This is a genomic window from Mycobacterium sp. URHB0021 (assembly GCF_054057895.1).
Window position 1 is genome coordinate 2,801,568 of the sequence record NZ_JBSRZT010000002.1, and the last position, 23,701, is coordinate 2,825,268.

Annotated in this window: 13 protein-coding genes, 2 tRNA genes and 1 pseudogene; 9 read left to right on the plus strand and 7 right to left on the minus strand. The window is 67.0% G+C overall.

Going from position 1 to position 23,701, the window contains the following annotated elements; genetic code table 11:
• Positions 1-470: 470 nt before the first annotated feature.
• The 3 genes and pseudogenes from ACVWWN_RS16125 to ACVWWN_RS16135 all read left to right on the plus strand — a co-directional run bounded on the left by ACVWWN_RS16125 (position 471) and on the right by ACVWWN_RS16135 (position 11,485).
• Positions 471-9,708, plus strand: a pseudogene (locus ACVWWN_RS16125) (fatty acid synthase subunit beta domain-containing protein).
• A 15-nt stretch (positions 9,709-9,723) separates the two neighbouring features.
• On the plus strand, positions 9,724-10,116 hold the full coding sequence (gene acpS / locus ACVWWN_RS16130; protein WP_457144777.1) for a holo-ACP synthase AcpS: 393 nt from the start codon (positions 9,724-9,726) through the stop codon (positions 10,114-10,116).
• Positions 10,070-11,485, plus strand: a complete 1,416-nt coding sequence (locus tag ACVWWN_RS16135) for a M20/M25/M40 family metallo-hydrolase (RefSeq protein WP_457144778.1) — start codon at positions 10,070-10,072, stop codon at positions 11,483-11,485. Before acpS ends, ACVWWN_RS16135 begins: the two co-directional genes overlap by 47 nt.
• Here the strand turns inward: ACVWWN_RS16135 and bcp are convergent.
• Positions 11,482-11,955, minus strand: coding sequence for a thioredoxin-dependent thiol peroxidase (bcp, locus tag ACVWWN_RS16140; RefSeq protein ID WP_457144779.1), 474 nt, complete (start codon positions 11,953-11,955; stop codon positions 11,482-11,484). The genes ACVWWN_RS16135 and bcp overlap by 4 nt on opposite strands.
• Before the next feature lie 102 nt (positions 11,956-12,057).
• Here bcp and ACVWWN_RS16145 point away from each other — a divergent pair, with 102 nt between their 5' ends.
• Entirely contained in the window at positions 12,058-12,285 is a 228-nt protein-coding gene (locus ACVWWN_RS16145) for a DUF3618 domain-containing protein (protein ID WP_457144780.1), read from the plus strand.
• 620 nt (positions 12,286-12,905) lie between these two features.
• Entirely contained in the window at positions 12,906-13,184 is a 279-nt protein-coding gene (locus ACVWWN_RS16150; RefSeq protein ID WP_457144781.1) for a hypothetical protein, read from the plus strand.
• A gap of 40 nt (positions 13,185-13,224) precedes the next feature.
• Here the strand turns inward: ACVWWN_RS16150 and ACVWWN_RS16155 are convergent, their stop codons facing one another.
• Both ACVWWN_RS16155 and ACVWWN_RS16160 read right to left on the minus strand, forming a co-directional pair.
• Positions 13,225-14,499, minus strand: coding sequence for an MFS transporter (locus ACVWWN_RS16155; RefSeq protein WP_457144782.1), 1,275 nt, complete (start codon positions 14,497-14,499; stop codon positions 13,225-13,227).
• Positions 14,500-14,769: 270 nt separating this feature from the next.
• Positions 14,770-14,845 (minus strand) — tRNA-Lys (locus tag ACVWWN_RS16160).
• Positions 14,846-15,007: 162 nt separating this feature from the next.
• On the opposite strand from ACVWWN_RS16160, the gene ACVWWN_RS16165 reads away from it, so the two are divergent.
• Positions 15,008-16,258 (plus strand): L,D-transpeptidase, encoded by a 1,251-nt coding sequence (locus ACVWWN_RS16165; protein ID WP_457144783.1) that lies wholly within the window; start codon positions 15,008-15,010, stop codon positions 16,256-16,258.
• A gap of 56 nt (positions 16,259-16,314) precedes the next feature.
• Here ACVWWN_RS16165 and ACVWWN_RS16170 read toward each other — a convergent pair.
• Positions 16,315-16,387: transfer RNA gene (locus ACVWWN_RS16170), tRNA-His, on the minus strand.
• A 41-nt stretch (positions 16,388-16,428) separates the two neighbouring features.
• The gene (orn, locus tag ACVWWN_RS16175; protein WP_457144784.1) at positions 16,429-17,076 is read right to left on the minus strand and encodes an oligoribonuclease; all 648 of its coding nucleotides are present in this window, start codon (positions 17,074-17,076) and stop codon (positions 16,429-16,431) included.
• 81 nt (positions 17,077-17,157) lie between these two features.
• Here orn and ACVWWN_RS16180 point away from each other — a divergent pair, with 81 nt between their 5' ends.
• The gene (locus tag ACVWWN_RS16180) at positions 17,158-18,735 is read left to right on the plus strand and encodes a helicase HerA-like domain-containing protein (protein WP_457144785.1); all 1,578 of its coding nucleotides are present in this window, start codon (positions 17,158-17,160) and stop codon (positions 18,733-18,735) included.
• 16 nt (positions 18,736-18,751) lie between these two features.
• Here the strand turns inward: ACVWWN_RS16180 and cmrA are convergent, their stop codons facing one another.
• Entirely contained in the window at positions 18,752-19,558 is an 807-nt protein-coding gene (cmrA, locus tag ACVWWN_RS16185) for a mycolate reductase CmrA (protein ID WP_457144786.1), read from the minus strand.
• A gap of 24 nt (positions 19,559-19,582) precedes the next feature.
• Between cmrA and ACVWWN_RS16190 the strand changes: the two genes are divergently transcribed.
• Positions 19,583-20,899, plus strand: coding sequence for an MFS transporter (locus ACVWWN_RS16190; RefSeq protein WP_457144787.1), 1,317 nt, complete (start codon positions 19,583-19,585; stop codon positions 20,897-20,899).
• On the opposite strand, the gene ACVWWN_RS16195 is transcribed toward ACVWWN_RS16190, so the two are convergent.
• On the minus strand, positions 20,896-21,675 hold the full coding sequence (locus tag ACVWWN_RS16195; RefSeq protein ID WP_457144788.1) for an MmpS family transport accessory protein: 780 nt from the start codon (positions 21,673-21,675) through the stop codon (positions 20,896-20,898). The genes ACVWWN_RS16190 and ACVWWN_RS16195 overlap by 4 nt on opposite strands.
• A 156-nt stretch (positions 21,676-21,831) precedes the next feature.
• On the opposite strand from ACVWWN_RS16195, the gene ACVWWN_RS16200 reads away from it, so the two are divergent.
• Positions 21,832-23,673, plus strand: a complete 1,842-nt coding sequence (locus tag ACVWWN_RS16200; RefSeq protein ID WP_457149153.1) for an alpha/beta hydrolase family protein — start codon at positions 21,832-21,834, stop codon at positions 23,671-23,673.
• Positions 23,674-23,701: the final 28 nt, after the last annotated feature.

Consider the following 23,701-nt stretch of genomic DNA (forward strand, 5'->3'; position numbering starts at 1 on the left):
ACGTTTTTTGGTGGCCGACGAGCCTGACGAGACAATGCGTGTCCAGTTGTCGGCTCCGCGCGGCACCGTGTGGCGGGCGAAGCGGGCCAAAATTTTTACATAACGATTACATAACAATACTGCTTTGATCTGCGCTGTTATGCCTACTCGACCGTAACCACCTGCATGCAGGACGTTTGTCCCGGATGTCTTCCGCCCATGCGCAGCCCGGTGTTATCCAAGTTGTGGTTACTAAGAGGTAGAACTCGCCAGTAACCATTTCGGGCGTGAAGATGGTGTCGTTCCTTATGACACTCTTAGTACAGCTGGAGTGGCCACGCGGCGCCGGATGCGCCCGAAGCCAGCCCGTGATTCGACGAAGAATCGAGATGACCTCCGCAGGGGAGCGCAGGTCGTCGAGCTTCACACACACCAGCCCACAAGACGAACGAAACGCAACGCGCGAGACGTACCGAGGGAGATAACAAGACGTGACGATCAATGAGCAGCGCCGTGTGTCCACCGACCGCATCAGCGAGACCCGCGAGCAGAGTGACGCGTTGGCAGGCCACGCCGCCCTCGTGGATCGTTTGAATGCCGGTGAGCCGTACGCCGTCGCGTTCGGCGGTCAGGGCGGCGCCTGGCTGGAGAACCTCGAGGAGCTCGTCAGCTCGGCCGGCATCGAATCGGAGCTGAGCGAGGTCGTCGGCGAGGCCGAACTGCTGCTCCAGCCGGTGGCCCGCGAACTGGTCGTGGTGCGACCGATCGGCTTCCAGCCCATGCAGTGGGTGCGTGCCCTGGCCGCCGAAGAGCCACTGCCCACCTCCAAGCAGCTGATCACCGCCGCCATCTCCGGCCCCGGCATCCTGCTGGCCCAGATGGCCGCCATCCGCGCCGTGACGCGCCAGGGGCTTGATCTGGCGGGCACCCCGCCGGTCGCCATGGCCGGTCACTCGCAGGGCATCTTCGCCTGCGAGGCATTGAAGGCCAACGGTGCGCGGGATGCCGAGATTCTGGCGATGTCGCAGCTGATCGGTGCCGCGGGTTCGCTGATCTCGCGCAGGCGCGGCATGGTCGGGCGGGGCGACAAGTCCCCGATGGTGTCCATCACCAACGCCGATCCCCAGCGCATCGCCGAACTGCTCGAAGACTTCTCCACCGATGTTCGCACCGTGCTGCCGCCGATCCTCTCGATCCGCAACGGGCGTCGGTCGGTGGTCATCACCGGCACGCCCGAACAGCTGGCCCGCTTCGAGCTGTACTGCAGCAAGATCACCGAGAAGGAAGAGGCCGAGCGCAAGAACAAGACGCGCGGGGGCGCAGTCTTCAGCCCTGTGTTCAACGGGGTCCAGGTGGAGGTCGGCTTCCACACCCCGCGCCTGGCCGACGGTGTCGACGTCGTCGATGGCTGGGGAAGCAAGCTCGGGCTCGACCGTGAGCTGCTGCACTGGCTCACCAAGTCGATCTACACAGAACCCATCGACTGGGTCGGTGAGGTCGAGCGGCCTGCATGACTCGGGTGCTGAGTGGATCATCGACCTCGGCCCCAGCGACACCATCACCCGTGTCACCGCGCCGGTCATCCGCGGCCTCGGCGTCGGTATCGTGCCCGCCGCCACCCGGGCCGGTCAGCGCAACCTGTTCACCGTCGGCGCCGCTCCCGAGATCGCGCCGGCCTGGTCGAGCTACGCGCCGTCGGCGGTCACGCTGCCCAACGGCTCGGTCAAGCTGTCGACCAAGTTCACCCGCCTCACCGGACGTTCGCCGATCCTGTTGGCCGGCATGACGCCGACCACCGTGGACGCCAAGATCGTGGCGGCCGCGGCCAACGCCGGCCACTGGGCCGAGCTTGCGGGCGGCGGCCAGGTCACCGAGCCCATCTTCGACGCGCGCATCGAGGAACTGACTCAACTGCTCGAGCCGGGGCGTGCGATCCAGTTCAACTCGCTGTTCCTCGATCCTTACCTGTGGAAGCTGCAGGTGGGCGGGAAGCGATTGGTGCAGAAGGCCCGTCAGTCGGGTGCACCGATCGACGGCGTCGTGGTGTCGGCGGGCATCCCCGATCTCGAGGAGGCCGTCGAGCTGATCGGCGAGCTCAACTCGATCGGCATCAGCTATGTCGTGTTCAAGCCGGGCACGGTCGACCAGATCAAGTCCGTCATCAAGATCGCGGCCGAGGTCCCCGAGCGCGACGTCATCGTGCACATCGAGGGCGGCCGCGCCGGCGGCCACCACTCGTGGGAAGACCTCGACGATCTGCTCGTCTCGACCTACGGCGAACTCCGTAAGTGCGCCAACATCACCATCTGCGTCGGCGGCGGCATCGGCACACCCGAACGTGCCGCCGGATACCTGTCCGGCCGGTGGGCCGAGCAGTACGGTTTCCCGCTCATGCCGGTCGACGGCATCCTGGTGGGCACGGCCGCGATGGCCACCCTCGAGGCGACCACCTCGCCGTCGGTGAAGCAGATGCTGGTCGACACGACCGGCACTGACCACTGGATCAGCGCCGGAAAGGCCCAGGGCGGCATGGCTTCCAGCCGCAGCCAGCTCGGTGCCGACATTCACGAGATCGACAACACGGCATCGCGGTGCGGCCGACTGCTCGACGAGGTCGCCGGTGACGCCGAGGCCGTGGCAGCCCGCCGCAACGAGTTGATCGCCGCGATGGCGAACACCGCCAAGCCGTACTTCGGCGACGTCGGGGACATGACCTACCTGCAGTGGCTGCAGCGCTACGTCGAACTGGCGATCGGTGACGGCAACACCACCGCCGATACCGCATCGCCGGGCAGCCCGTGGCTGGCCGATACCTGGCGGGACCGGTTCGCCGACATGCTCAAGCGTGCCGAGGCCCGGCTGCATCCGCAGGACTCCGGACCGATCGAGACGTTGTTCGATGACGAAGCGCTGCTGGAGAATCCGGATCAGGCGATCGCCGCACTGGCGTCGCGCTACGCCGATGCCGAGGCCGTCAAGCTGCATCCGGCCGATGTCCCGTTCTTCATCACGCTGTGCAAGACGCCCGGCAAGCCGGTCAACTTCGTGCCCGTGATCGACAAGGATGTGCGGCGCTGGTGGCGCAGCGACTCGCTGTGGCAGGCACACGACGCGCGCTACACCGCCGACCAGGTGTGCATCATCCCCGGCACGCAGGCGGTCGCCGGGATCACCCGCGTCGACGAGCCTGTCGGCGAGTTGCTGGACCGCTTCGAGCAGGCCTCGATCGACGAGGTGATCGCTGCCGGCGGCGAGCCGACACCGGTGGTGTCGCGCCGCCAGGCCCGGATCGACGTGACCGGTCCGCTGGCCGTCGTCCTCGATTCGCCCGACGTGCGGTGGGCCGGACGCACCGCCATCAACCCGGTCCACCGGATCGGTGCCCCGGACGAGTGGCAGGTCAACGAAAACCGCAGTGCCACACACCCGTCCACGGGCGCCCGGCTGGAGCGCGCCGGCGACAGCGTGACGTTGAGCGTGCCACTGTCGGATACCTGGATCAACATCCCGTTCACGCTGCCGTCCTGCACGGTCGACGGCGGAATGCCCGTGGTGACCGTCGAAGACGCGGCGACCGCGATGCGCTCGGTGCTCGCGATTGCCGCAGGCGTCGACGGCCCCGACGACCTGCCGCCGGTTAAGGACAACACCGCGACCGTCACCGTCGGTTGGGATCCCGAGAAGGTCGCCGACCACACCGGGGTGACCGCCACCTTCGGCGCCCCGTTGGCGCCGGGCCTGACTCTGGCGCCCGATGCGCTGGTCGGCGACTGCTGGCCCGCGGTGTTCGCCGCCATCGGTTCGGCCGTGACCGACGACGGCTTCCCCGTCATCGAGGGGCTGCTGAGCCTGGTCCACTTGGATCACGCCGCCCACCTGCTCGCCCCGATGCCGAAGTCCAAGGCCGAATTAGCCGTCACCGCAACGGCTTCGGCGGCCACCGACACCGAGTACGGCCGCGTCATCCCGGTCGAGGTGACCATCGCCGACGCCGAGGGCACACTCGTAGCACGCTTCGAGGAGCGGTTCGCGATCCGCGGCCGCACCGGCGGGGCCGAGCTCGCCGATCCGCTGCGCGCCGGCGGGGCGATCACCGACAACGCCACCGACACGCCACGGCGCCGCCGCCGCGACGTCACGGTCAGTGCGCCCACCGATATGAGCGCCTTCGCGGTCGTCTCGGGTGATCACAACCCGATCCACACCGACCGGGCCGCGGCACTGCTGGCCGGCCTGAAATCGCCCATCGTGCATGGCATGTGGCTCTCCGCAGCCGCCCAGCACGTGGTGACCGCGACCGACGGCAGGGCAACTCCGCCCGCCCGTTTGGTGGGTTGGACGTCACGATTCCTGGGCATGGTGCTGCCCGGCGACGAAATCGACTTCCGGGTCGACCGGGTCGGCATCGACCGTGGTGCGGAGATCATCGAGGTCACCGCCAAGGTCGACAACGAACTCGTGATGTCGGCGACCGCGCAACTCGCCGCACCGAAGACCGTCTACGCCTTCCCCGGCCAGGGCATCCAGCACAAGGGCATGGGTATGGAGGTGCGCGCCCGCTCGAAGGCGGCCCGCAAGGTGTGGGACACCGCCGACAAGTTCACCCGTGAAACCCTGGGATTCTCAGTGCTTCACGTGGTGCGCGACAACCCGACCAGCCTGATCGCCAGCGGCGTGCACTATCAGCATCCCGAGGGTGTGCTGTATCTGACCCAGTTCACCCAGGTCGCCATGGCGACGGTGGCGGCCGCACAGGTCGCCGAGATGCGGGAGCAGGGCGCCTTCGTCGAGGGGGCGATCGCCTGCGGTCACTCCGTCGGGGAGTACACGGCCCTGGCCTGCGTCAGCGGCGTCTACGAACTCGAGGCGTTGCTGGAGGTGGTGTTCCACCGGGGCAGCAAGATGCACGACATCGTTCCGCGTGACCACATGGGCCGGTCCAACTACCGGCTGGCCGCGATCCGGCCGTCGCAGATCGATCTCGACGACGCCGACGTTCCGGCGTTCATCGACGGCATCTCCGAGCGCACCGGTGAATTCCTGCAGATCGTCAACTACAACCTGCGTGGCTCGCAGTACGCGATCGCCGGCAGCGTGCGTGGCCTGGAGGTACTGGAGGAAGAGGTCGAGAAGCGCCGCGAGATCAGTGGCGGCAAGCGCTCGTTCATCCTGGTGCCCGGCATCGACGTACCGTTCCACTCCTCGGTGCTGCGGGTCGGTGTGGCCGACTTCCGCCGGTCCCTGGAGCGCGTCATGCCACGCGATCAGAATCCGGAACTCATCGTCGGCAAGTACATCCCGAACCTGGTGCCGAGGCCGTTCACGCTGGATCGCGACTTCATCCAGGAGATCCGCGATCTGGTGCCCGCCGAGCCGCTGGACGAGATCCTCGCCGACTACGACACCTGGCGTAACGAGAGGCCGGCCGAGCTGTGCCGCAAGGTCGTCATCGAGCTGCTGGCCTGGCAGTTCGCCAGCCCGGTGCGCTGGATCGAGACCCAGGATCTGCTCTTCATCGAGGAGGCCGCCGGCGGTCTGGGCATCGAGCGGTTCGTCGAGATCGGCGTCAAATCGGCGCCGACCGTCGCCGGCCTGGCGACGAACACGCTGAAACTGCCCGAATACTCGCACAGCACAACCGAAGTGCTGAACTCCGAGCGTGACGCCGCGGTGTTGTTCGCCACGGACACCGATCCCGAGCCGGATGCGGAAGAGCACGACTCGCCGGCACCGGTCGCCGACGCCGCGCCCGCGCCGGCCGCTCCCGCGGCACCGGCCGCGCCCGTCGCTCCCAGCGGCGGCCCGCGTCCGGACGACCTCGGCTACACCGCGGCCGACGCCACCATGGCGCTGATCGCGCTGTCGGCCAAGATGCGGATGGATCAGATCGAGCCACTGGATTCGATCGAGTCGATCACCGACGGTGCGTCGTCGCGACGCAACCAGCTGCTGGTGGACCTGGGTTCGGAGCTGAACCTCGGCGCCATCGACGGTGCCGCCGAGGCCGACCTGGCCGGGCTGAAGGGACAGGTCACCAAGCTGGCCCGGACCTACAAGCCTTTCGGCCCGGTGCTTTCCGACGCGATCAACGATCAGCTGCGCACGGTGCTCGGCCCGTCGGGCAAGCGTCCCGCATACATCGCCGAACGGGTCACCAAGACCTGGGAGCTCGGCGCAGGCTGGGTCAAGCACGTGACGGTCGAGGTGGCGCTGGGCACCCGCGAGGGTTCCAGTGTCCGCGGCGGTGGGCTCGGTGGACTGCACGACGGTGCGCTGGCCGATGCAGCGACGGTCGACAAGGTGATCGACGCCGCAGTCACCGCGGTGGGTGCCAGGCAAGGGGTTCCGGTCTCGCTGCCCTCGGCCGCAGGCGGTGGCGGCGGCGTGGTGGACTCCGCCGCGCTGGGAGAGTTCGCCGAGACGGTCACCGGTCGTGACGGCGTGCTGGCCTCGGCTGCCCGCATGATTCTGAATCAGCTCGGGCACGACGCCCCGGTCAGCACTCCCGAAGCTGCCACCGATGCCGAGCTCATCGACCTGGTGACCGCCGAACTCGGTTCGGACTGGCCGCGTTTGGTGGCGCCGGTGTTCGACGGCCGCAAGGCGGTGCTGTTCGACGACCGCTGGGCGAGTGCCCGTGAGGATCTGGCCAAGCTCTGGTTGCTCGATGAGAGTGAGGTCGACGCGGACTGGCCGCGACTGTCCGAGCGCTTCGAGGGCGCCGGGCACATCGTCGGCACCCAGGCCACTTGGTGGCAGGGCAAGGCGCTGGCCGCCGGCCGCAATGTGCACGCCTCGCTGTACGGCCGCGCCGCGGCCGGAGCCGAGAACCCGGGTACGGGCTGCTACCACGACGAGGTTGCGGTCGTCACCGGCGCATCGAAGGGTTCGATCGCCGCGTCGGTCGTCGCTCAACTGCTCGATGGGGGTGCGACCGTCGTCGCGACCACGTCCAAGCTCGACGATGACCGACTGGCCTTCTACCGCACGCTGTACCGCGACAATGCCCGGTTCGGCGCCAAGCTGTGGGTGGTGCCCGCCAACATGGCGTCCTACACCGACATCGACGCGCTGGTCTCGTGGGTGGGTAGTGAGCAGACCGAAAGCCTTGGGCCGCAATCGATTCACCTCAAGGATGCCCAGACTCCGACGCTGCTGTTCCCATTCGCAGCACCGCGGGTCGCGGGTGATCTGTCCGACGCCGGTTCGCGCGCCGAGATGGAGATGAAGGTGCTTTTGTGGGCCGTGCAGCGGCTGATCGGCGGCCTCTCGCACATCGGTGCCGAGCGGGACATCGCCGCCCGGCTGCACGTGGTGCTGCCCGGGTCGCCGAACCGCGGCATGTTCGGTGGCGACGGCGCCTACGGCGAGGCCAAGTCCGCGCTCGACGCGGTGGTGTCACGCTGGAAGGCGGAGTCGTCGTGGTCGCAGCGAGTCTCGTTGGCGCACGCGCTGATCGGCTGGACCAAGGGCACCGGCCTGATGGGTCACAACGACGCCATCGTCGGCGCGGTCGAGGAAGCCGGCGTCACCACGTACACCACCGACGAGATGGCCCGCATGTTGCTCGATCTCTGCGGCATCGAGTCCAAGGTCGCCGCGGCGCGTGAACCGCTGGAGGTGGACCTGACCGGTGGCCTGGCCGAGGTCGATCTCGACATGTCCGAGCTGGCCGCCAAGGCGCGTGAGGAGATGCTGGAGACCGGAAAGGGCGGCGTAGACGAGGAGCAGGAGCACGGAACGATCCGGGCGCTCCCGTCGCCGCCACGCGGTTACAAGGCCGCACCGGCACCGGCCTGGGAGGACCTGGACGTCGATCCGGCCGATCTGGTCGTCATCGTCGGCGGTGCCGAACTGGGACCGTACGGGTCGTCGCGCACCCGCTTCGAGATGGAGACCGACAACGAGCTGTCGGCCGCGGGTGTCCTCGAGCTCGCTTGGACCACCGGGCTCGTCAAGTGGGAGGACGATCCCACGCCGGGCTGGTACGACACCGACACCGGTGACCTGGTCGACGAGGGCGAACTGGTCGAGCGTTACCACGATGTGGTCGTCGAGCGGGTGGGCATTCGCGAGCTGGTCGACGACGGTGCGATCGACCCGGATCACGCAGCGCCGCTGCTGGTCTCGGTGTTCCTGGACAAGGACTTCACGTTCGTGGTGTCCTCGGAGGCCGACGCGCGGGCATTCGTCCAATTCGACCCGGAGCACACGGTCATCGCGCCGGTGCCGGACAGTGCCGACTGGCAGGTGACTCGCAAGGCGGGCACCGAGATCCGGGTGCCGCGCAAGGTGAAGCTGTCGCGGACCGTGGGCGCGCAGATCCCGACGGGATTCGACCCGACGGTGTACGGCGTCAGCCAGGACATGGTCAGCTCGATCGACCGTGTCGCACTGTGGAACCTCGTCACGACGGTCGACGCGTTCCTCTCCGCCGGGTTCAGCCCGACAGAGTTGATGCGCTGGGTGCACCCCAGCCTGGTCGCCAGCACTCAGGGCACCGGCATGGGTGGCCTGACGTCGATGCAGACGATGTACCACGGCAACCTGCTGGGCCGGAACAAGCCGAACGACATCCTGCAGGAGGTCCTGCCGAACGTCTTTGCCGGACACGTGGTTCAGTCCTACGTCGGCAGCTACGGCGCGATGATCCACCCCGTCGGCGCATGCGCGACGGCCGCGGTGTCGGTGGAGGAGGGCGTCGACAAGATCCGGCTCGGCAAGGCCGAGTTCGTGGTCGCGGGCGGCTACGACGACCTGACGCTCGAGGCGATCATCGGATTCGGTGACATGTCGGCCACCGCCGATACCGAGGTGATGCGCGCCAAGGGCATCAGCGACTCGAAGTTCTCGCGGGCCAATGACCGTCGCCGGCTCGGATTCGTCGAGGGGCAGGGCGGTGGCACCCTCCTGCTGGCCCGTGGCGATCTCGCGCTGAAGATGGGTCTGCCGGTGATGTCGGTGATCGGCTACGTGTCGTCGTTCGGTGACGGCATGCACACGTCGATCCCCGCTCCGGGGCTCGGTGCGCTGAGCGCCGGTCGCGGCGGCCGGGATTCGCAGTTGGCGCGCTCGCTGGCCAAGCTCGGCGTCGGACCCGACGACATCGCGGTGGTGTCCAAGCACGACACCTCCACGTTGGCCAACGATCCGAACGAGACCGAACTGCACGAGCGGCTCGCCGATTCGCTGGGGCGCTCGCCGGGCGCACCGCTGTTCGTGGTCTCGCAGAAGAGCCTGACGGGTCACAGCAAGGGCGGTGCCGCGGCATTCCAGATGATGGGGCTGTGCCAGATCCTGCGCGACGGTGTGATTCCGCCGAACCGCAGCCTGGACTGCGTCGACGACGAACTCGACGGCGCCGCTCACCTGGTCTGGGTGCGCGACACCCTGCGACTGGGAGAGCAGTTCCCGCTGAAGGCCGGCCTGGTCACCAGCCTCGGATTCGGCCACGTCTCCGGTCTGGTCGCGCTCGTGCACCCGCAGGCCTTCCTGGCCGCGCTCAGCCCGCAGGAACGCGATGACTACAAGAAGCGGGCGGACGCTCGGGTGCTGGCGGGCCAGCGCAGGCTGGCGGCGGCGATCGCCGGCGGGCGGCCGCTCTACGAGAAGCCGGCCGACCGACGGTTCAGCGCAGAGGCGCCGGAGAAGCGGCAGGAGGCCGAGATGCTACTCGACCCGAACGCCCGGCTCGGCGACGACGATGTGTATGTCCGGCCGGGGGTGTGAGATAGCGTTGCGGCCATGGCGGTAGTCGGGGTGGGGATCGATCTGGTCTCCATTCCCGATTTCGCCGAACAGGTCGACCAGCCCGGCACCGTGTTCGCCGAGACGTTCACCCCCGGTGAGCGTCGTGATGCCGCCGACAAGAGTTCGTCGGCCGCGCGGCATCTGGCGGCGCGGTGGGCAGCCAAGGAAGCCGTCATCAAGGCGTGGTCGGGTTCACGGTTTTCGAAGCGGCCGATGCTGCCCGAGGGCATTCACCGCGATATCGAGGTCGTCACCGATATGTGGGGACGGCCGAAGGTGCGGCTCACCGGTGCGATCGCCGAGCACTTGAAGGACGTGACGATTCACCTTTCGCTGACTCATGAGGCGGACACAGCCGCGGCGGTGGCGATCCTCGAGGAGAGATAGCCTCGGCTCCATGAGCGATTTGGTGGAGCGCGTGCGCGAGGTGCTGCCCGCGGTGCGTCGTGATCTGGAGGACCTGGTCCGGATCGAATCGGTGTGGGCCGACCCGTCCCGGCGCGGCGAAGTGCAGCGCAGCGCCGACGCGGTGGCAAAGCTGTTGTCCGCGGCGGGGTTCGATGATGTCCAGATCGTCAGCGAGGGCGGCGCTCCCGCCGTCATCGCCCGGCATCCGGCTCCGCCGGGCGCACCGACGGTGCTGCTGTACGCCCATCACGATGTCCAACCCGAGGGCGACCACGGGCAGTGGGATACCGCACCGTTCGAGCCGACAGTGCGTAACGGACGCCTGTACGGCCGCGGCAGCGCCGACGACAAAGCCGGTATCGCAACGCATCTGGCCGCATTCCGGGCGCATGGCGGCAAACCGCCCGTAGGAGTGACCGTGTTCGTCGAAGGCGAGGAGGAGTCGGGCTCGCCGTCACTGCCTCGGTTGTTGGCGGCGCACCGCGACACACTCGCCTGCGATGTGATCGTGATCGCCGACTCGGACAACTGGAGCACCGACGTGCCGTCGCTGACGGTGTCGTTGCGCGGCCTCGCCGACTGCGTGGTCGAGGTCGCCACGCTGGACCACGGGTTGCACTCGGGCCTGTGGGGCGGCGTGGTGCCCGATGCGCTGACCGTCCTGATCCGTCTGCTGGCCAGCCTGCACGACGATGACGGGAACGTCGCGGTGGCCGGGCTGCATCAGGGTGAAGTGGCCGACATCGATTACTCGGCCGAGCGAGTGCGCGAGGAGGCAGGCCTGCTCGACGGTGTCTCCGAAATCGGATCCGGCACTGTGACGCAACGGCTCTGGGCGAAGCCGTCGATCACGGTCATCGGTATCGACACCACGCCGATCGCGCGGTCATCGAACACGTTGATCCCACGTGCCACGGCGAAGGTCAGCATGCGAGTCGCTCCTGGCGGTGACGCGCGGGAGCATCTCGCCGCATTGACGCGTCATCTCGAACAGCACGCACCGTGGGGTGCGCAGGTGACCGTGACCCCGGGTGACGTCGGGCAGCCGTACGCCATCGACGCCGACGGTGCCGTCTACGACGCCGCGCGCGCCGCCTTCAGGCAGGCGTGGGGCAACGAACCGGTCGACACCGGCGTCGGCGGCTCGATCCCCTTCATCGCCGAGATCGCCGCGGCATTTCCGGACGCGGAGGTACTGGTGACCGGCGTCGAGGACCCGCAGACGCAGGCGCACAGCATCAACGAGAGCCTGGACCTGCGGGTGCTGGAGCGAGCAGCCACCGCGGAGGCGCTGCTGCTCGCGAATCTCGGCGGCGATGAGCGCTTGCGCGTCGAACCGACCACCTAGACGGACAGGTCGCGCCGTAGCTTTTCGACATGACCGGTGGCGCGAATGTTGTATTGCGCTACCTCGATCTTGCCCTTCTCGTCGACGACGAACGTCGAGCGGATGACGCCCTGAACGGTCTTGCCGTACATCGTCTTCTCGCCGTAGGCGCCCCAAGCAGTGAGCACGCCGCGGTCCGGATCGGACAGTAAGGGGAACGTCAGCTTCTGGTCATCGCGGAACTTGGCCAACTTGGCGGGCTTGTCGGGCGAGATGCCGACGACGTCGAGACCGGCGTCGTTGAGATCACCCAGGTTGTCGCGAAAATCGCAGGCCTCCTTGGTGCAACCCGGGGTCGAGGCCGCGGGATAGAAGTACACGATGACCTTGCGTCCCTTGAAGTCGGACAGCTTCACCGTGTTCCCGTCGGCATCGGGCAGGCTGAACGCCGGCGCCGTGTCGCCGACTTCGAGGCGCGAGGTTTCTGGCATGCGGTTGAATAACCCTTCTTCTCGACCGGCGCGATCGGATGGCGTCGGCTGATCTAGGGTAGTGCGGCAGGACGTCGGACTTGAAGCGGCTTGGAGGCGACAGTGGCGGATCGGGATCCCGAGACCATCAAGCAGGACATCGATCAGGCTCGCGATCAGCTGGCCTCCACCGTGGATTCCCTCGCCGAACGCGCCAACCCGCGCAGGATCGCCGATGACATCAAGTTCGCGGTGGTGCGGTTCGTCAAGAAGCCGGCCGTCGCGGTCTCGCTGGCGGGCGTGGGAGCGGTCGTTGTCGTGGTGTTCGTGCGCCGGATCAGGCAGCGCTGACGGGGCCGATTCTGCGGCGGCGCCCGGATCGGAACCAGTCGGAAAGCGAGAAGCCGGGGGGATTAGCCACACGGCCGAGGCGGTTACAGCTGTAGACCGCAAGCGGCGCCTGCGTAGTTACCTCGCCGGATCCGTGCGCACCGGACGCACCGTTCGGGAAAGGGCCCGCTGCCGCCGCCATCAGCTAATTCCTCGATCCGTGCTTCCTAGTGCTTCCTTGTGACGCCCTGGACGGGCGTCAGCTAACCGAACTCTAGCACTCGTACCCTTTCAGCCGCAGCTTAAAACCACAACTGTTGATGCCCGGAATTACTTCCGCAACGCAACGTAGCGCTGTCGAATGCGCACCATAAGGAGCTTTATGTTACTTCCAGCACATTTCCTACCGGGCCGATGCGCCGATCAGCGAATAATTTACGTATCCGTCAGCGGCAACGCCGGGTCGGGTCGTGCCGGACGTCGGCGAGCATATCGGTGGATACGCGACAGCCGTGCCCACCGGCGCGGTAATGGTCGCTCGTGAGTTGGCTGTTTGCCGAACGGGCGTCGACGTAGCGGCGACCGATTTGCTGAGGTCACCCGGTCGCGCGCAACATCGCCGTCGGTGCGATGATGCCGCTGTGACCGATGATGCCGACGCCGCCCAGGCGAGGGAACTACTGCAGTCGCTGCATGCTCACGTCGACGAGATCTCCAAGAAAGTGGAGTCGGCGGAGAATCGCACCAGGCGGGTGCAGGGTCACGCGGCGGTGGTCGCGCGGCGGCGGGTCGCCAGCCTGCGCCACGAACTCTACGAAGCGCACGGGTTGATCGACCGGCTTCACCGTCGCTTCCCCGAGACCCGGCCCGAGCGCCTCAGATCGGGCGGCTGCACGGATCGGCGCCAGATCGGGCGATGAGGCTTGGATCGATGAGCGGCAGCATCCGCGATCCAGGTCGCTAGGTAGCGGCGTCCACGATCGGATCGTGCGCTGACGACTTGGCCGCCACCATCCGGGACGTCGAGGGGATAGACGTCCGGCGCATGTACAGATAGGCCAGCGCCGCGGCGAGCGCGGTCAGCGCACCCGCCACCACAAAGGTGGCCCTGGTGCCGACATGTTCGGCGAGCCAGCCCATCAGCGGTGCACCGATCGGTGTGGTTCCAGCAATGGCGAGGACCAGAAGGGACAAGACGCGGCCACGCATCTCCGGTGCCGCTGTCAGTTGCAGCCAAGTGCTGGCAAGCGATTTGAACAGGACGCTGCTCGCTCCGAGGCCGAAAACCATGGCAAAAGCCAGAGCCTGCGTCGGCGCGACTCCGGTGGCGATGAAGAGAATCGCCAGCGTCGCGGCCGCGACGATGATCCGCCCGATCGTGGCGCGAAGCACTCCTGCCAGTGCGAGACCACCGATTACCGAGCCGGCACCGAGCGCGCCGAGCAGATAGCCGACGATGCGAGCGTCGCCGTGGAAGACGTCGCGGCCTAACAGCGTGAGCAGGAGCTGCCAGTTGTAGGCCACCAGACCGACCGAAGCCAGAAGGGCGAGCGGACCGAGCAGTTCGGGAGTGGTGCCCACGTACGCAAGGCCGGCGCGCAATTGGCCTCGCCCACGCGCGATCGGGTCGGGAGCCAACAGCTCGCGCGTACGCATCAGCACCAGGCCTGCGATCACGGCGACATAGGACAGCCCGTTGAACAAGAAGGTGTACGGGAGCCCCACCGCCGAGATCATCACACCTGCGATGGCGGGGCCGATCACCTTTCCGGTGTCCTGCATCACGTTGTTGAGCATCACCGCATTCGTGAGGCGGCCGGCGGGCACCAATTCACTCGGAAAGGATTGCCGCGCAGGCTTTTCCAATGCATCACCGACGCCGCCGGCGAGAACGAGAGCAAGGACGATCTGCACATTGACGTGTCCGGTGAGGGTGAGGAGGCCAAGCAGTAGCGCAGGGATCATCGCGGCCACCGCAGTGCAGATCAAGATGTTGCGCTTACTGAAGCGGTCGGCCAGTACGCCACCCCACGCCGTCAGCATGAGTGTGGGCAGCTGCTGGGCAGCGAGCGTGACACCAAGCCAGACGCTCGAGTCGGTCAACTCCAGCACCAGCCAGCCCTGTGCCATCCTCTGCATCCAGGTTCCGGCCACCGACACCGACTGGCCGAGAAAGAACAGCCGGTAATTGCGACAGCACAGCGACGCGAAGGTGGCGGCCAGATAGCGTTTCATGCTGCGACCTCGAGGACTCTCCGCCGTGCGGAGGCCGAGGTAAGCAGCGCCTGGCCGAGCGCCGCGATTGCCCGCGCGTCCACATCGATGGTCGAAGTGCTTATGCTGGCCCCCCCGCAATAAAAGTACGCTATGCGTACTTTATCGCAGGCAGTCATATTTGCGCATGCGGTGTCGACTCAGGGCGGAGGGATCTCGGCAGTTGGCTGACGCGCTGGATGAGGCAGTAGGAACAGCGCATGATCGGCGCGTTGCCCCGGCATTGCGTTCTGGTGCGCCGTCAGGGTTTCGAACCCCGGACCCGCTGATTAAGAGTCAGCTGCTCTACCAACTGAGCTAACGGCGCCGCGTGAGCGACAATAACAGGCCGCACTGGGAGGCGTGAAATCACTTCCGTTTGGTGCGGCTGGAGCGCGGGCGCAGTGAGGGCGCCGCGGGGTGAAGTAACCCCTAGACTGTTGCCACCGACAGTCTGTCTGTGAGTATTGGTTGCGAGGTGGAAGAAAGAATGTGGCAGGTCCGAACAGTGACCCGTCCGCGTCATCAGCCGGCGGCTGCGCGCCTCCGGCGCCCGAATCGTCGCTGGTGGATCACCCTGATGCTCGTTCCGGCACTCGCGATCGGCCTCGGCGCCTGCAGCAGTAACTCCGCACCGCCACCACCAGAGGTGATCGCCGACAAGGGCACACCCTTCGGGGATTTGCTCGTGCCGAAACTGACGGCATCGGTCAAGGACGGCGCCGTCGGTGTGAGCGTGGACTCGCCCGTGACCGTCAGCGCCGAGGACGGCGTGCTGGGCGCGGTGACGATGGTCAACGCAGAAGGCACCCAGGTCGAGGGCAGGCTCAGCCCCGACGGCCTGACCTGGTCCACGAATGAGCCGCTCGACTACAACAAGCGCTACACGCTGAGCGCGCAGTCACTGGGTCTCGGTGGCGTCACCCGCCAGCAGATGTCGTTCCAGACGCATTCACCGGAAAACCTGACGATGCCCTACGTGCTGCCCAACGACGGTGAGGTCGTCGGCGTGGGTCAGCCCGTCGCGGTCCGGTTCGACGAGAACATCCCGAACCGCCAGGCCGCCGAGAAGGCCATCACCGTGAAGTCCAACCCGCCCGTGCAGGGTGCGTTCTACTGGCTGAGCAACCGCGAGGTGCGGTGGCGCCCAGCGGCGTACTGGAAGCCCGGCACCACGGTGGAGGTCGCAGTGAACAGCTACGGCGTCGACCTCGGCGACGGGCTGTTCGGGCAGGATAACGTCAGCACCCGGTTCACCATCGGCGACGAGGTGATCACGACCGTCGACGACAGCACCAAGACGATGACCGTGAAGCGCAACGGCGAGATCATCAAGACCATGCCGGTCTCGATGGGCAAGAACAGCACGCCCACCAACAACGGCACCTACATCGTCGGTGACCGGTTCAGCCACATGATCATGGACTCGTCCACCTATGGGGTGCCGTCGAATTCGCCGAACGGCTACCGCACAGAGGTGGACTGGGCCACCCAGATCTCCTACAGCGGCATCTTCGTGCACGCCGCGCCGTGGTCGGTGGGCAGTCAGGGCTACAGCAATGTCAGCCACGGCTGCATCAACGTGAGCAACGCCAACGGACAGTGGTTCTACGACAACTCCAAACGCGGGGACGTGGTCGAGATCGTCAACACGGTGGGATCGATCCTGCCCGGCGTCGACGGGCTGGGCGACTGGAACATCCCGTGGGAACAGTGGCGGGCCGGCAACGCCACCATCTGATCGGCACGCCCACCAAAAACAGGTCAGGGAGCGGTGACGCTCCCTGACCTGTATCGGGTGGCTGACGGGGCTCGAACCCGCGACATCCAGGATCACAACCTGGTGCTCTACCAGCTGAACTACAGCCACCATCGCTGCCGAGCCCGAAGGCATACGCAGCGTCGTCGATATTAGCCGCTCGGACGCTCGGCAGCCGAATCGGTTGCCGTTGAGGTTCCGGTCGGCGGTCCGAGCTCCCCGGCGATGGCCGCGATATCGCTGGTGGACGGCCCGGGTGGGGCAACGAATGCGGTCTGGCGGTAGTACTTCAATTCGCGGATCGACTCGTGAATGTCGGCGAGCGCGCGGTGTGCCAGCCCCTTTTCGGGCTGGCCGAAGTAGATGCGCGGATACCAGCGCCTGCAGAGTTCCTTGATCGAGCTGACGTCGATCATCCGGTAGTGCAGGTAGTCGTCCAGCTTGGGCATGTCGCGCACGATGAACCCGCGGTCGGTCGCGATCGAGTTGCCGGCCAGGGGAGCGGTCTTGGCCTGCTTGACGTGGGCGCGGATGTAGTCGAGCACGAGGTCCTCGGCCTCGGCCATGCCGATGGTGGAGGCCCGCACCTCGTCGGTCAGGCCGGAGCGGCTGTGCATCTCGGTGACGACGGGGATCATCGACGAAAGCGCGGCATCGTCGGCGTGGATCACGACGTCGATCCCGTCGCCGAGGACGTTGAGGTCGGCGTCGGTGACGAGTACCGCAATTTCGATGAGCCGGTCTGTTTTGAGGTCCAGGCCGGTCATCTCACAGTCGATCCACACCAGTTCGTCACGCACAGCGCTCACATTAAGACAAAGGCCGACAGTCGGTAGCCCACACCCACCCGGTCGGCGTGGCCCCCAAGTAGGGTGCCAGCCATGACCACTGAGTCGACAGCTTCCCCCGCACAGCAGATCGCCGCAGGTTACGCCGTCGAAGGGCAGGCGTTGGAGCTGGGCAGCGTCGTCGTGGACGGGACCTGTGATCCCACCGCGCAAGTCCGCATTCCGCTCGCCACCGTTAACCGGCACGGCCTTGTCGCCGGCGCCACCGGCACAGGCAAGACGAAGTCGCTGCAGGTGATCGCCGAGCAGTTGTCGGCGGCGGGAGTGCCGGTGTTGATGGCCGACGTCAAGGGGGACCTGTCGGGGCTGTCGCGGCCGGGTGCGACGAATGACAAGACCGAACAGCGCGCCGAGGACACCGGTGACTCATGGACACCCACCGCGTTCCCCGTCGAGTTCCTGTCGCTGGGAACGTCGGGCATCGGCGTTCCCGTGCGAGCCACCATCTCCAGCTTCGGGCCCATCCTGTTGTCAAAAGTGCTTGGGCTCAACGCTACTCAGGAGTCCACCCTGGGGCTCATCTTTCACTGGGCCGATCAGAAGGGTCTGTCGCTGCTGGACCTGAAGGATCTGCGCGCGGTCATCCAGTACCTGACCGGCGACGAGGGCAAGCCCGAGTTGAAGGCGCTCGGCGCGGTGTCGTCGACGACGGCGGGGGTGATCCTGCGTGCGTTGGTCAATCTGGAGGCCGAGGGCGCTGACACCTTCTTCGGCGAGCCGGAGTTGGAGCCGAAGGATCTGCTGCGCCTGGATGCGCAGGGCCGCGGCGTCATCAGCCTGCTCGAACTCGGCAACCAGGCCGCCAGGCCGGTGATGTTCTCGACGTTCCTGATGTGGGTGCTCGCCGATCTGTTCACCACGCTGCCCGAGGTCGGCGACGTCGACAAGCCGAAGCTGGTGTTCTTCTTCGACGAGGCCCACCTGCTGTTCACCGATGCGTCCAAGGCGTTCCTGGAACAGGTTGAGCAGACCGTCAAGCTGATCCGGTCGAAGGGCGTCGGCGTCTTCTTCTGCACCCAGTTGCCGACCGATGTGCCCAACGACGTGCTGAGCCAACTCGGTGCGCGCATTCAGCATGCCCTGCGGGCGTTCACGCCCGACGACCAGAAGGCTTTGTCCAAGACGGTGCGCACGTACCCGAAAACGACCGTCTACGACCTGGAGTCGGCGCTGACCTCGCTGGGCATCGGCGAGGCGGTCGTGACCGTGCTCTCGGAGAAGGGTGCGCCCACGCCGGTCGCGTGGACCAGGATGCGGGCCCCCCGCTCGCTGATGGACACCATCGGCCCCGAGGCCATCGCCACGGCGGCCAAGGCCAGCCCGCTGCAGGCCGAGTACGGCCAGACGATCGATCGGGACTCGGCCTACGAGCGGCTCAACGCCAGGTTGGCGCCTCCGCCCGAAGCGGCGCCGCCGCTGCCGCCGCCGGTTGACGTCCCCGGCGCCGCCACCGCGTCGGGAGAGTTGACGAGCCGCGGTGCGGCGGAGGGCGGCATGGTGCAGGAGGTCCTGCAGAGTTCGGCCTTCCGGAGCTTCATCCGGTCGGCGGCCACCGTGGCCGGCCGCGAGATCACCCGCAGCATCTTCGGCACCGGCCGCAGGCGCCGGTAGTGTCCGCCGAAACGGGCTAGTCGCCGCCGAGCTTCTTGTACACCGCGCCGGCGATCGGCGCCACGATGGCGCGCGGGGTGTAGCCGGTTGCCACCGACATGGCCTTTGACGTCACACCCGGCACGATGCGCGCCTTGTTGCGCTCCAGCCCGTCCAGCGACACCTTCGCGGTGTACTCGGTCGAGATCCACAGGAAGTCGGGTATCAGCTTCTCCACCAACGACTGCTGTTCCGCGTCGGGCAACGTCTCGCGCACGGGTCCCGGTGCGAGCAGGGTGACGTGCACGCCGACACGCTTCAGTTCGCCGCGCAGGGACTCGCTGAACGTGTTCACGAACGCCTTGGATGCGGCATAGGTGGCGTTGTTCGGAATCGGCGAATTGCCCGCCGCCGAACCGGAAATCAGGATCCCGCCGGCCTTGCGGGCGGCCATCCCCGGCACGACGGCCAGCACAAGGTCGTGCACCCCAAGGACATTCAGCTGCACCTGCGCCTTCTCGCCCCCGGGGTCGAGCTTCGCCACCGGACCAAATGTTCCGGTTCCCGCGTTGGCGCACAGTATGGAGATATTGCGGCCGGCCAACTCGTCGCAGAGCTTGGTTCGTTCGGTCGGATCGGCGAGGTCCACCGGACGAACCTCGACCGTCACCCCGTACTGCGCCGTGAGCTTGCCCGCCAGCGCGGTCAGCACGTCCTCGCGACGTGCCGTGATGATCAGGTGGTGTCCGCGGGCCGCGAGCTCGGTGGCCAGTGCTTCGCCGATGTTCTGCGAGGCGCCGGTGACGACGGCGCGGGCGTCCGCGCTGGGTGCGGGTACTGGCATGCGCGGACTATATCGTGGGCGCTCATGAGCGATAGGCGGCTGTCCGCGCGCCGCGCAGGACGGTCACCGGTGCTGGCCTGGGCCCTGTGGGACACCGGGTCGACGGGCGTCAACGCGATCGTCGTGACGTTTGTCTTCTCCGTCTATCTCACCCACGGTGTCGGCCATGACCTGCCCGGTGACACCAGTCCCACCAGCTGGCTCGGATGGGCGCTGGGTCTGGCCGGGTTGGCCGTCGCCCTGCTCGCGCCGGTCACCGGGGTGTGGGTCGATCCGCCCTGGCGCCGACGCCGGGTACTCGCGGCGCTGACGGCCGTGGTGGTGGTGCTGACCATCTCGATGAGCCTGATCCGCGACGACCACCGCTACCTGTGGGCGGGCCTGCTGCTGCTGGCGGGCACCGCGGCGTGCAACGAACTGGCCAGCGTTCCCTATAACGCCATGCTGCGACAGCTCTCGACGCCGCAGACCTCCGGACGGATATCCGGAATGGGTTTGGGCATGGGCTATTTGGGCAGCGTGGTGCTCCTGCTGATCATCTACCTCGGGTTCATCTCGGGGGACGGCGACACCCGAGGGCTGTTGTCGCTGCCGGTCGCCGGTGGCCAGAACGTGCGCGCGGCCATGCTGTTGACCGCGGTCTGGTTCGCGTTGTTCGCCCTGCCGTTGCTGATCGGCGTGCGGCCGCCGGATTCCGAACTTGCGCGGGAAAAACCGGTCGGCTTGTTTCGGGCGTACCGCACACTGTGGGACGAACTGGTCAGCGAATGGCGGCGCGACCGCAATGTCGTCTATTACCTGCTCGCCAGTGCCGTCTTCCGGGACGGGCTCACCGGCGTCTTCACCTTCGGCGCGGTGCTGGGCGTCAACGTCTACGGCATCTCGGATGCCGATGTGCTGCTGTTCGGGATGAGTGCCTGCGTCATCGCCGCAGTCGGGGCCGTCGGGGGTGGCAGGCTCGATGACCGAGTGGGCTCCAAACCCGTCATCGTCGGCTCGCTGACGGCGATGATCGCGGTGGCGGCGACGCTGATGGTGCTGTCCGGGCCAATGGCGTTCTGGATCTGCGGGCTGACGCTATGCCTGTTCATCGGGCCGACCCTGTCGGCCGCCCGCACATTGATGCTGCACATTTCGGCGGAGGGAAAGGAGGGCATGGCCTTCGGTCTGTACACCACCACGGGTCGCGCGGTCTCTTATCTGGCGCCCTTTCTGTTCTCCACGTTCATCACGGTCTTCGGCGCCGACCGGGCGGGCATGGGAGGCATCCTCGTCGTCCTCACCGGCGGCCTGTTGGCGATGCTGGCGGTGACGGCGCCGCAGCGGACCGTGGCCGGTTAACCCGTGCCGGTGCAGATCGTCAGCCCCGCGCCGGTGTGCTGTTGGACCTGAACACCGTCGACGGTGATCGAGCAGCTCACCTCACGCCCCACATTGATGACGCTGACACTGGCCGAATCCCCGGCGGGCTTCGTCAATTCGACTTGCTTGCTCCACGGCAGCATCACGTTGAACTCGGTCTGCAGCACGCCGCCGCTGTCGACGTAGGTGATGTTGATCGCCCGGCCGTCGCCTTCGACGTTGTAGATCACGGTCTCGGTCGCGCCGGGGGTGGCCGGGCCGCTGGTCGGCGGCCTGGGGGTCAGCGGCGGCATCGGGATGGTCACGGTGGGCGCCGGCGACGTGGTGGTCGGAGTCGGAGTGCTGAAGCTCCGCTCCGGCAGAGACGGCAGGGGTGCGACGACGGTGTCCTGTTGCGAGCTGTTGACGATCACCAGCGCGATCACCAGGCAGATGACCGCCAGCACCGCGACCGCCGCAAGTATCCACAGCCAGCGTGGCGACTTCGGACCCTCTGGAGGCTGCTCGGGCGGTTCGCCCGGCGGATACGGCGGGCCGCCCCACGGGCCCGACGGGCCCCACTGGCCCGCGGCATATGGGTCGTAGCCGTATGGCGCGTACGCGGGCAGTCGTTCGGTGGGCTGGGATGCCGGGGGTACCTGGTAGGTGGGTCCGTACGGCGCCTGGCTCGCGTACGCGGGGTCGATGTACCCCGGGTAGTTGGTGCCCAGCGGTTGGGTCGGATCGGGCCCGTCCCGGCGTGGTGAATCGGTCATGCCCACCTCATGGCTGCAGGGTACCTGTGCAGCCGCTCAGTCGGCCGTTAGCCAACGCGACCTGGCTAAACAGGGAGGGCCAGTGTTCGTGCGAGTCGTCGAGGATGCAGAATCGGAACAGTGGGAAAGCAGGTCCGCCGGGTATACGGCGCGTCGATGTCCCCGGATGCGACGGCGTTCGCCCATATCGTCGACGACGGCGGATACCCGCGTGCGGTGCAGCGATTCCTGCGGGGCTGGCGGGCGAGTTCCTCGCGAGACGTCGAACTACCTGTCGAGGGCGCCGTCACCAAGGTCATCCACTCCGCTGACGGCTACTGGCTGGCGTGCCAGGTCGCCCCAGAAGGCGGTACCCGAAGCCAAATATGGGTGGTGACAACCGATCCCGACGACCGCGATGCACATCGGATCGACACGTGGCCCGAGGGCGTGCCAGAGGGCGCCGCCGAGCTGATCGGTTGGGACGGAACACAAGTTGCCGCGATCCTGACCGGTGACGACGGCGTCGGCAGCTCTTGTCTGATCGACCCCGCCACCCGCGGGACCGTCGTGTTGGACCGCCGATCGGGCGGCCGGCTCGTCGACGCGTGGGCGGGAGCATCGCTGGTGCGGGTCGGACCCCGAGGCTACCGCGACCTCATCATGTTGCGCGGATTGACCGAAATCGCTTTACTTCCATATGATCCCGGCTCGACGACGGACTTCGGCATCATCCTTGACGATCACGGCCCGCGTCGGCTGCGGTCTGGCTACGAGGGCGAGCTCACCGAGCTGTACCAGCCGGCGAAGAGCTACGGCCTCAACAGCGCCGAGGGTTATGTGCGCGCCCTGATCCGCAGCGAGAACGGTGCCGACTACGCCCGCCTGATCGAGGTGACCACCACCCCCGACGGCGTCTCCTACCAGGTGCTCGCTGAGCGCCCGGGCCACGAACTCGACGAGTTCGCTGTCAGTGACGACCTGTCGACGGTCGCGATGTTGTGGAACATCAACGGCGCCAGTGAGTTGCAAATTCTCGAGTATGCCGATTACACGTTGTACGATCCGATCCCGCTGCCCGGGCTGGTCGCCAGCGAGCTCAGTATCAGCGCGGGTGGTTCGATGTTGGCGATGACGGTGGAAGGTCCCTCGACCCCCCCGACGGTGGAACTCGTCGATCCTCGGTCCCGGGAATGGGAGCCCGTCGACCGCGAACCGAGCCGAGGTCCCACTACCGCTGACCCCACATTGGAGACCGTCGTGGCGCGCGATGGCCTCGAACTGACCGGCTGGTTGTTCCGCCCGCCGGTGGGGGTCGAGCCGATCGGCGCCATGCTCTTCCTGCACGGTGGACCCGAAGGGCAGGGCCGACCGGGCTACAACGAGTTCTTCCCGCCGCTGCTCGAAACGGGCATCACCGTGTTCCTCCCGAACGTGCGCGGTTCGGGCGGTTTCGGGCGGGCGTTCATGCACGCCGACGACAAGGAACGCCGCTTCGCCGCGATCGACGATGTCGCGGACGCGGCCCGGTATCTGGTCGACAACGGCTTCGCGCCCGCGGACGGCATCGCTTGCTGCGGCTGGTCATATGGCGGCTACCTGACCCAGGCCGCGCTCGCTTTTCATCCGGCCTTGTTCGCCGCAGGCATCAGCATCTGCGGCATGAGCGACCTGAACACGTGGTACCGCAACACCGAGCCGTGGATCGCGGCGGCGGCCTATCCGAAGTACGGCCACCCCGTCGCCGACCGCGACCTACTCGATCGGCTGTCACCGCTACAGCGGGTGGACGCGCTGACCGCGCCGCTGCTGCTGGTGCACGGTCTGAACGACACGAATGTCCCCCCAGGGGAATCACAGCAAATGTTCGACGCCTTACGTTCTCTCGGCCGCACCGTCGAACTGTTGACGTTCGACGACGACGGCCATGAGATCGACAAGCGCGAGAACCGGGCGGTGCTCGTCAGGGTCATGTGTGAGTGGCTCGTTCGGGCTTTCACGCCCACCGACGCATCGTGACCTGATCTTGACCGTCGGAAGGTTTACC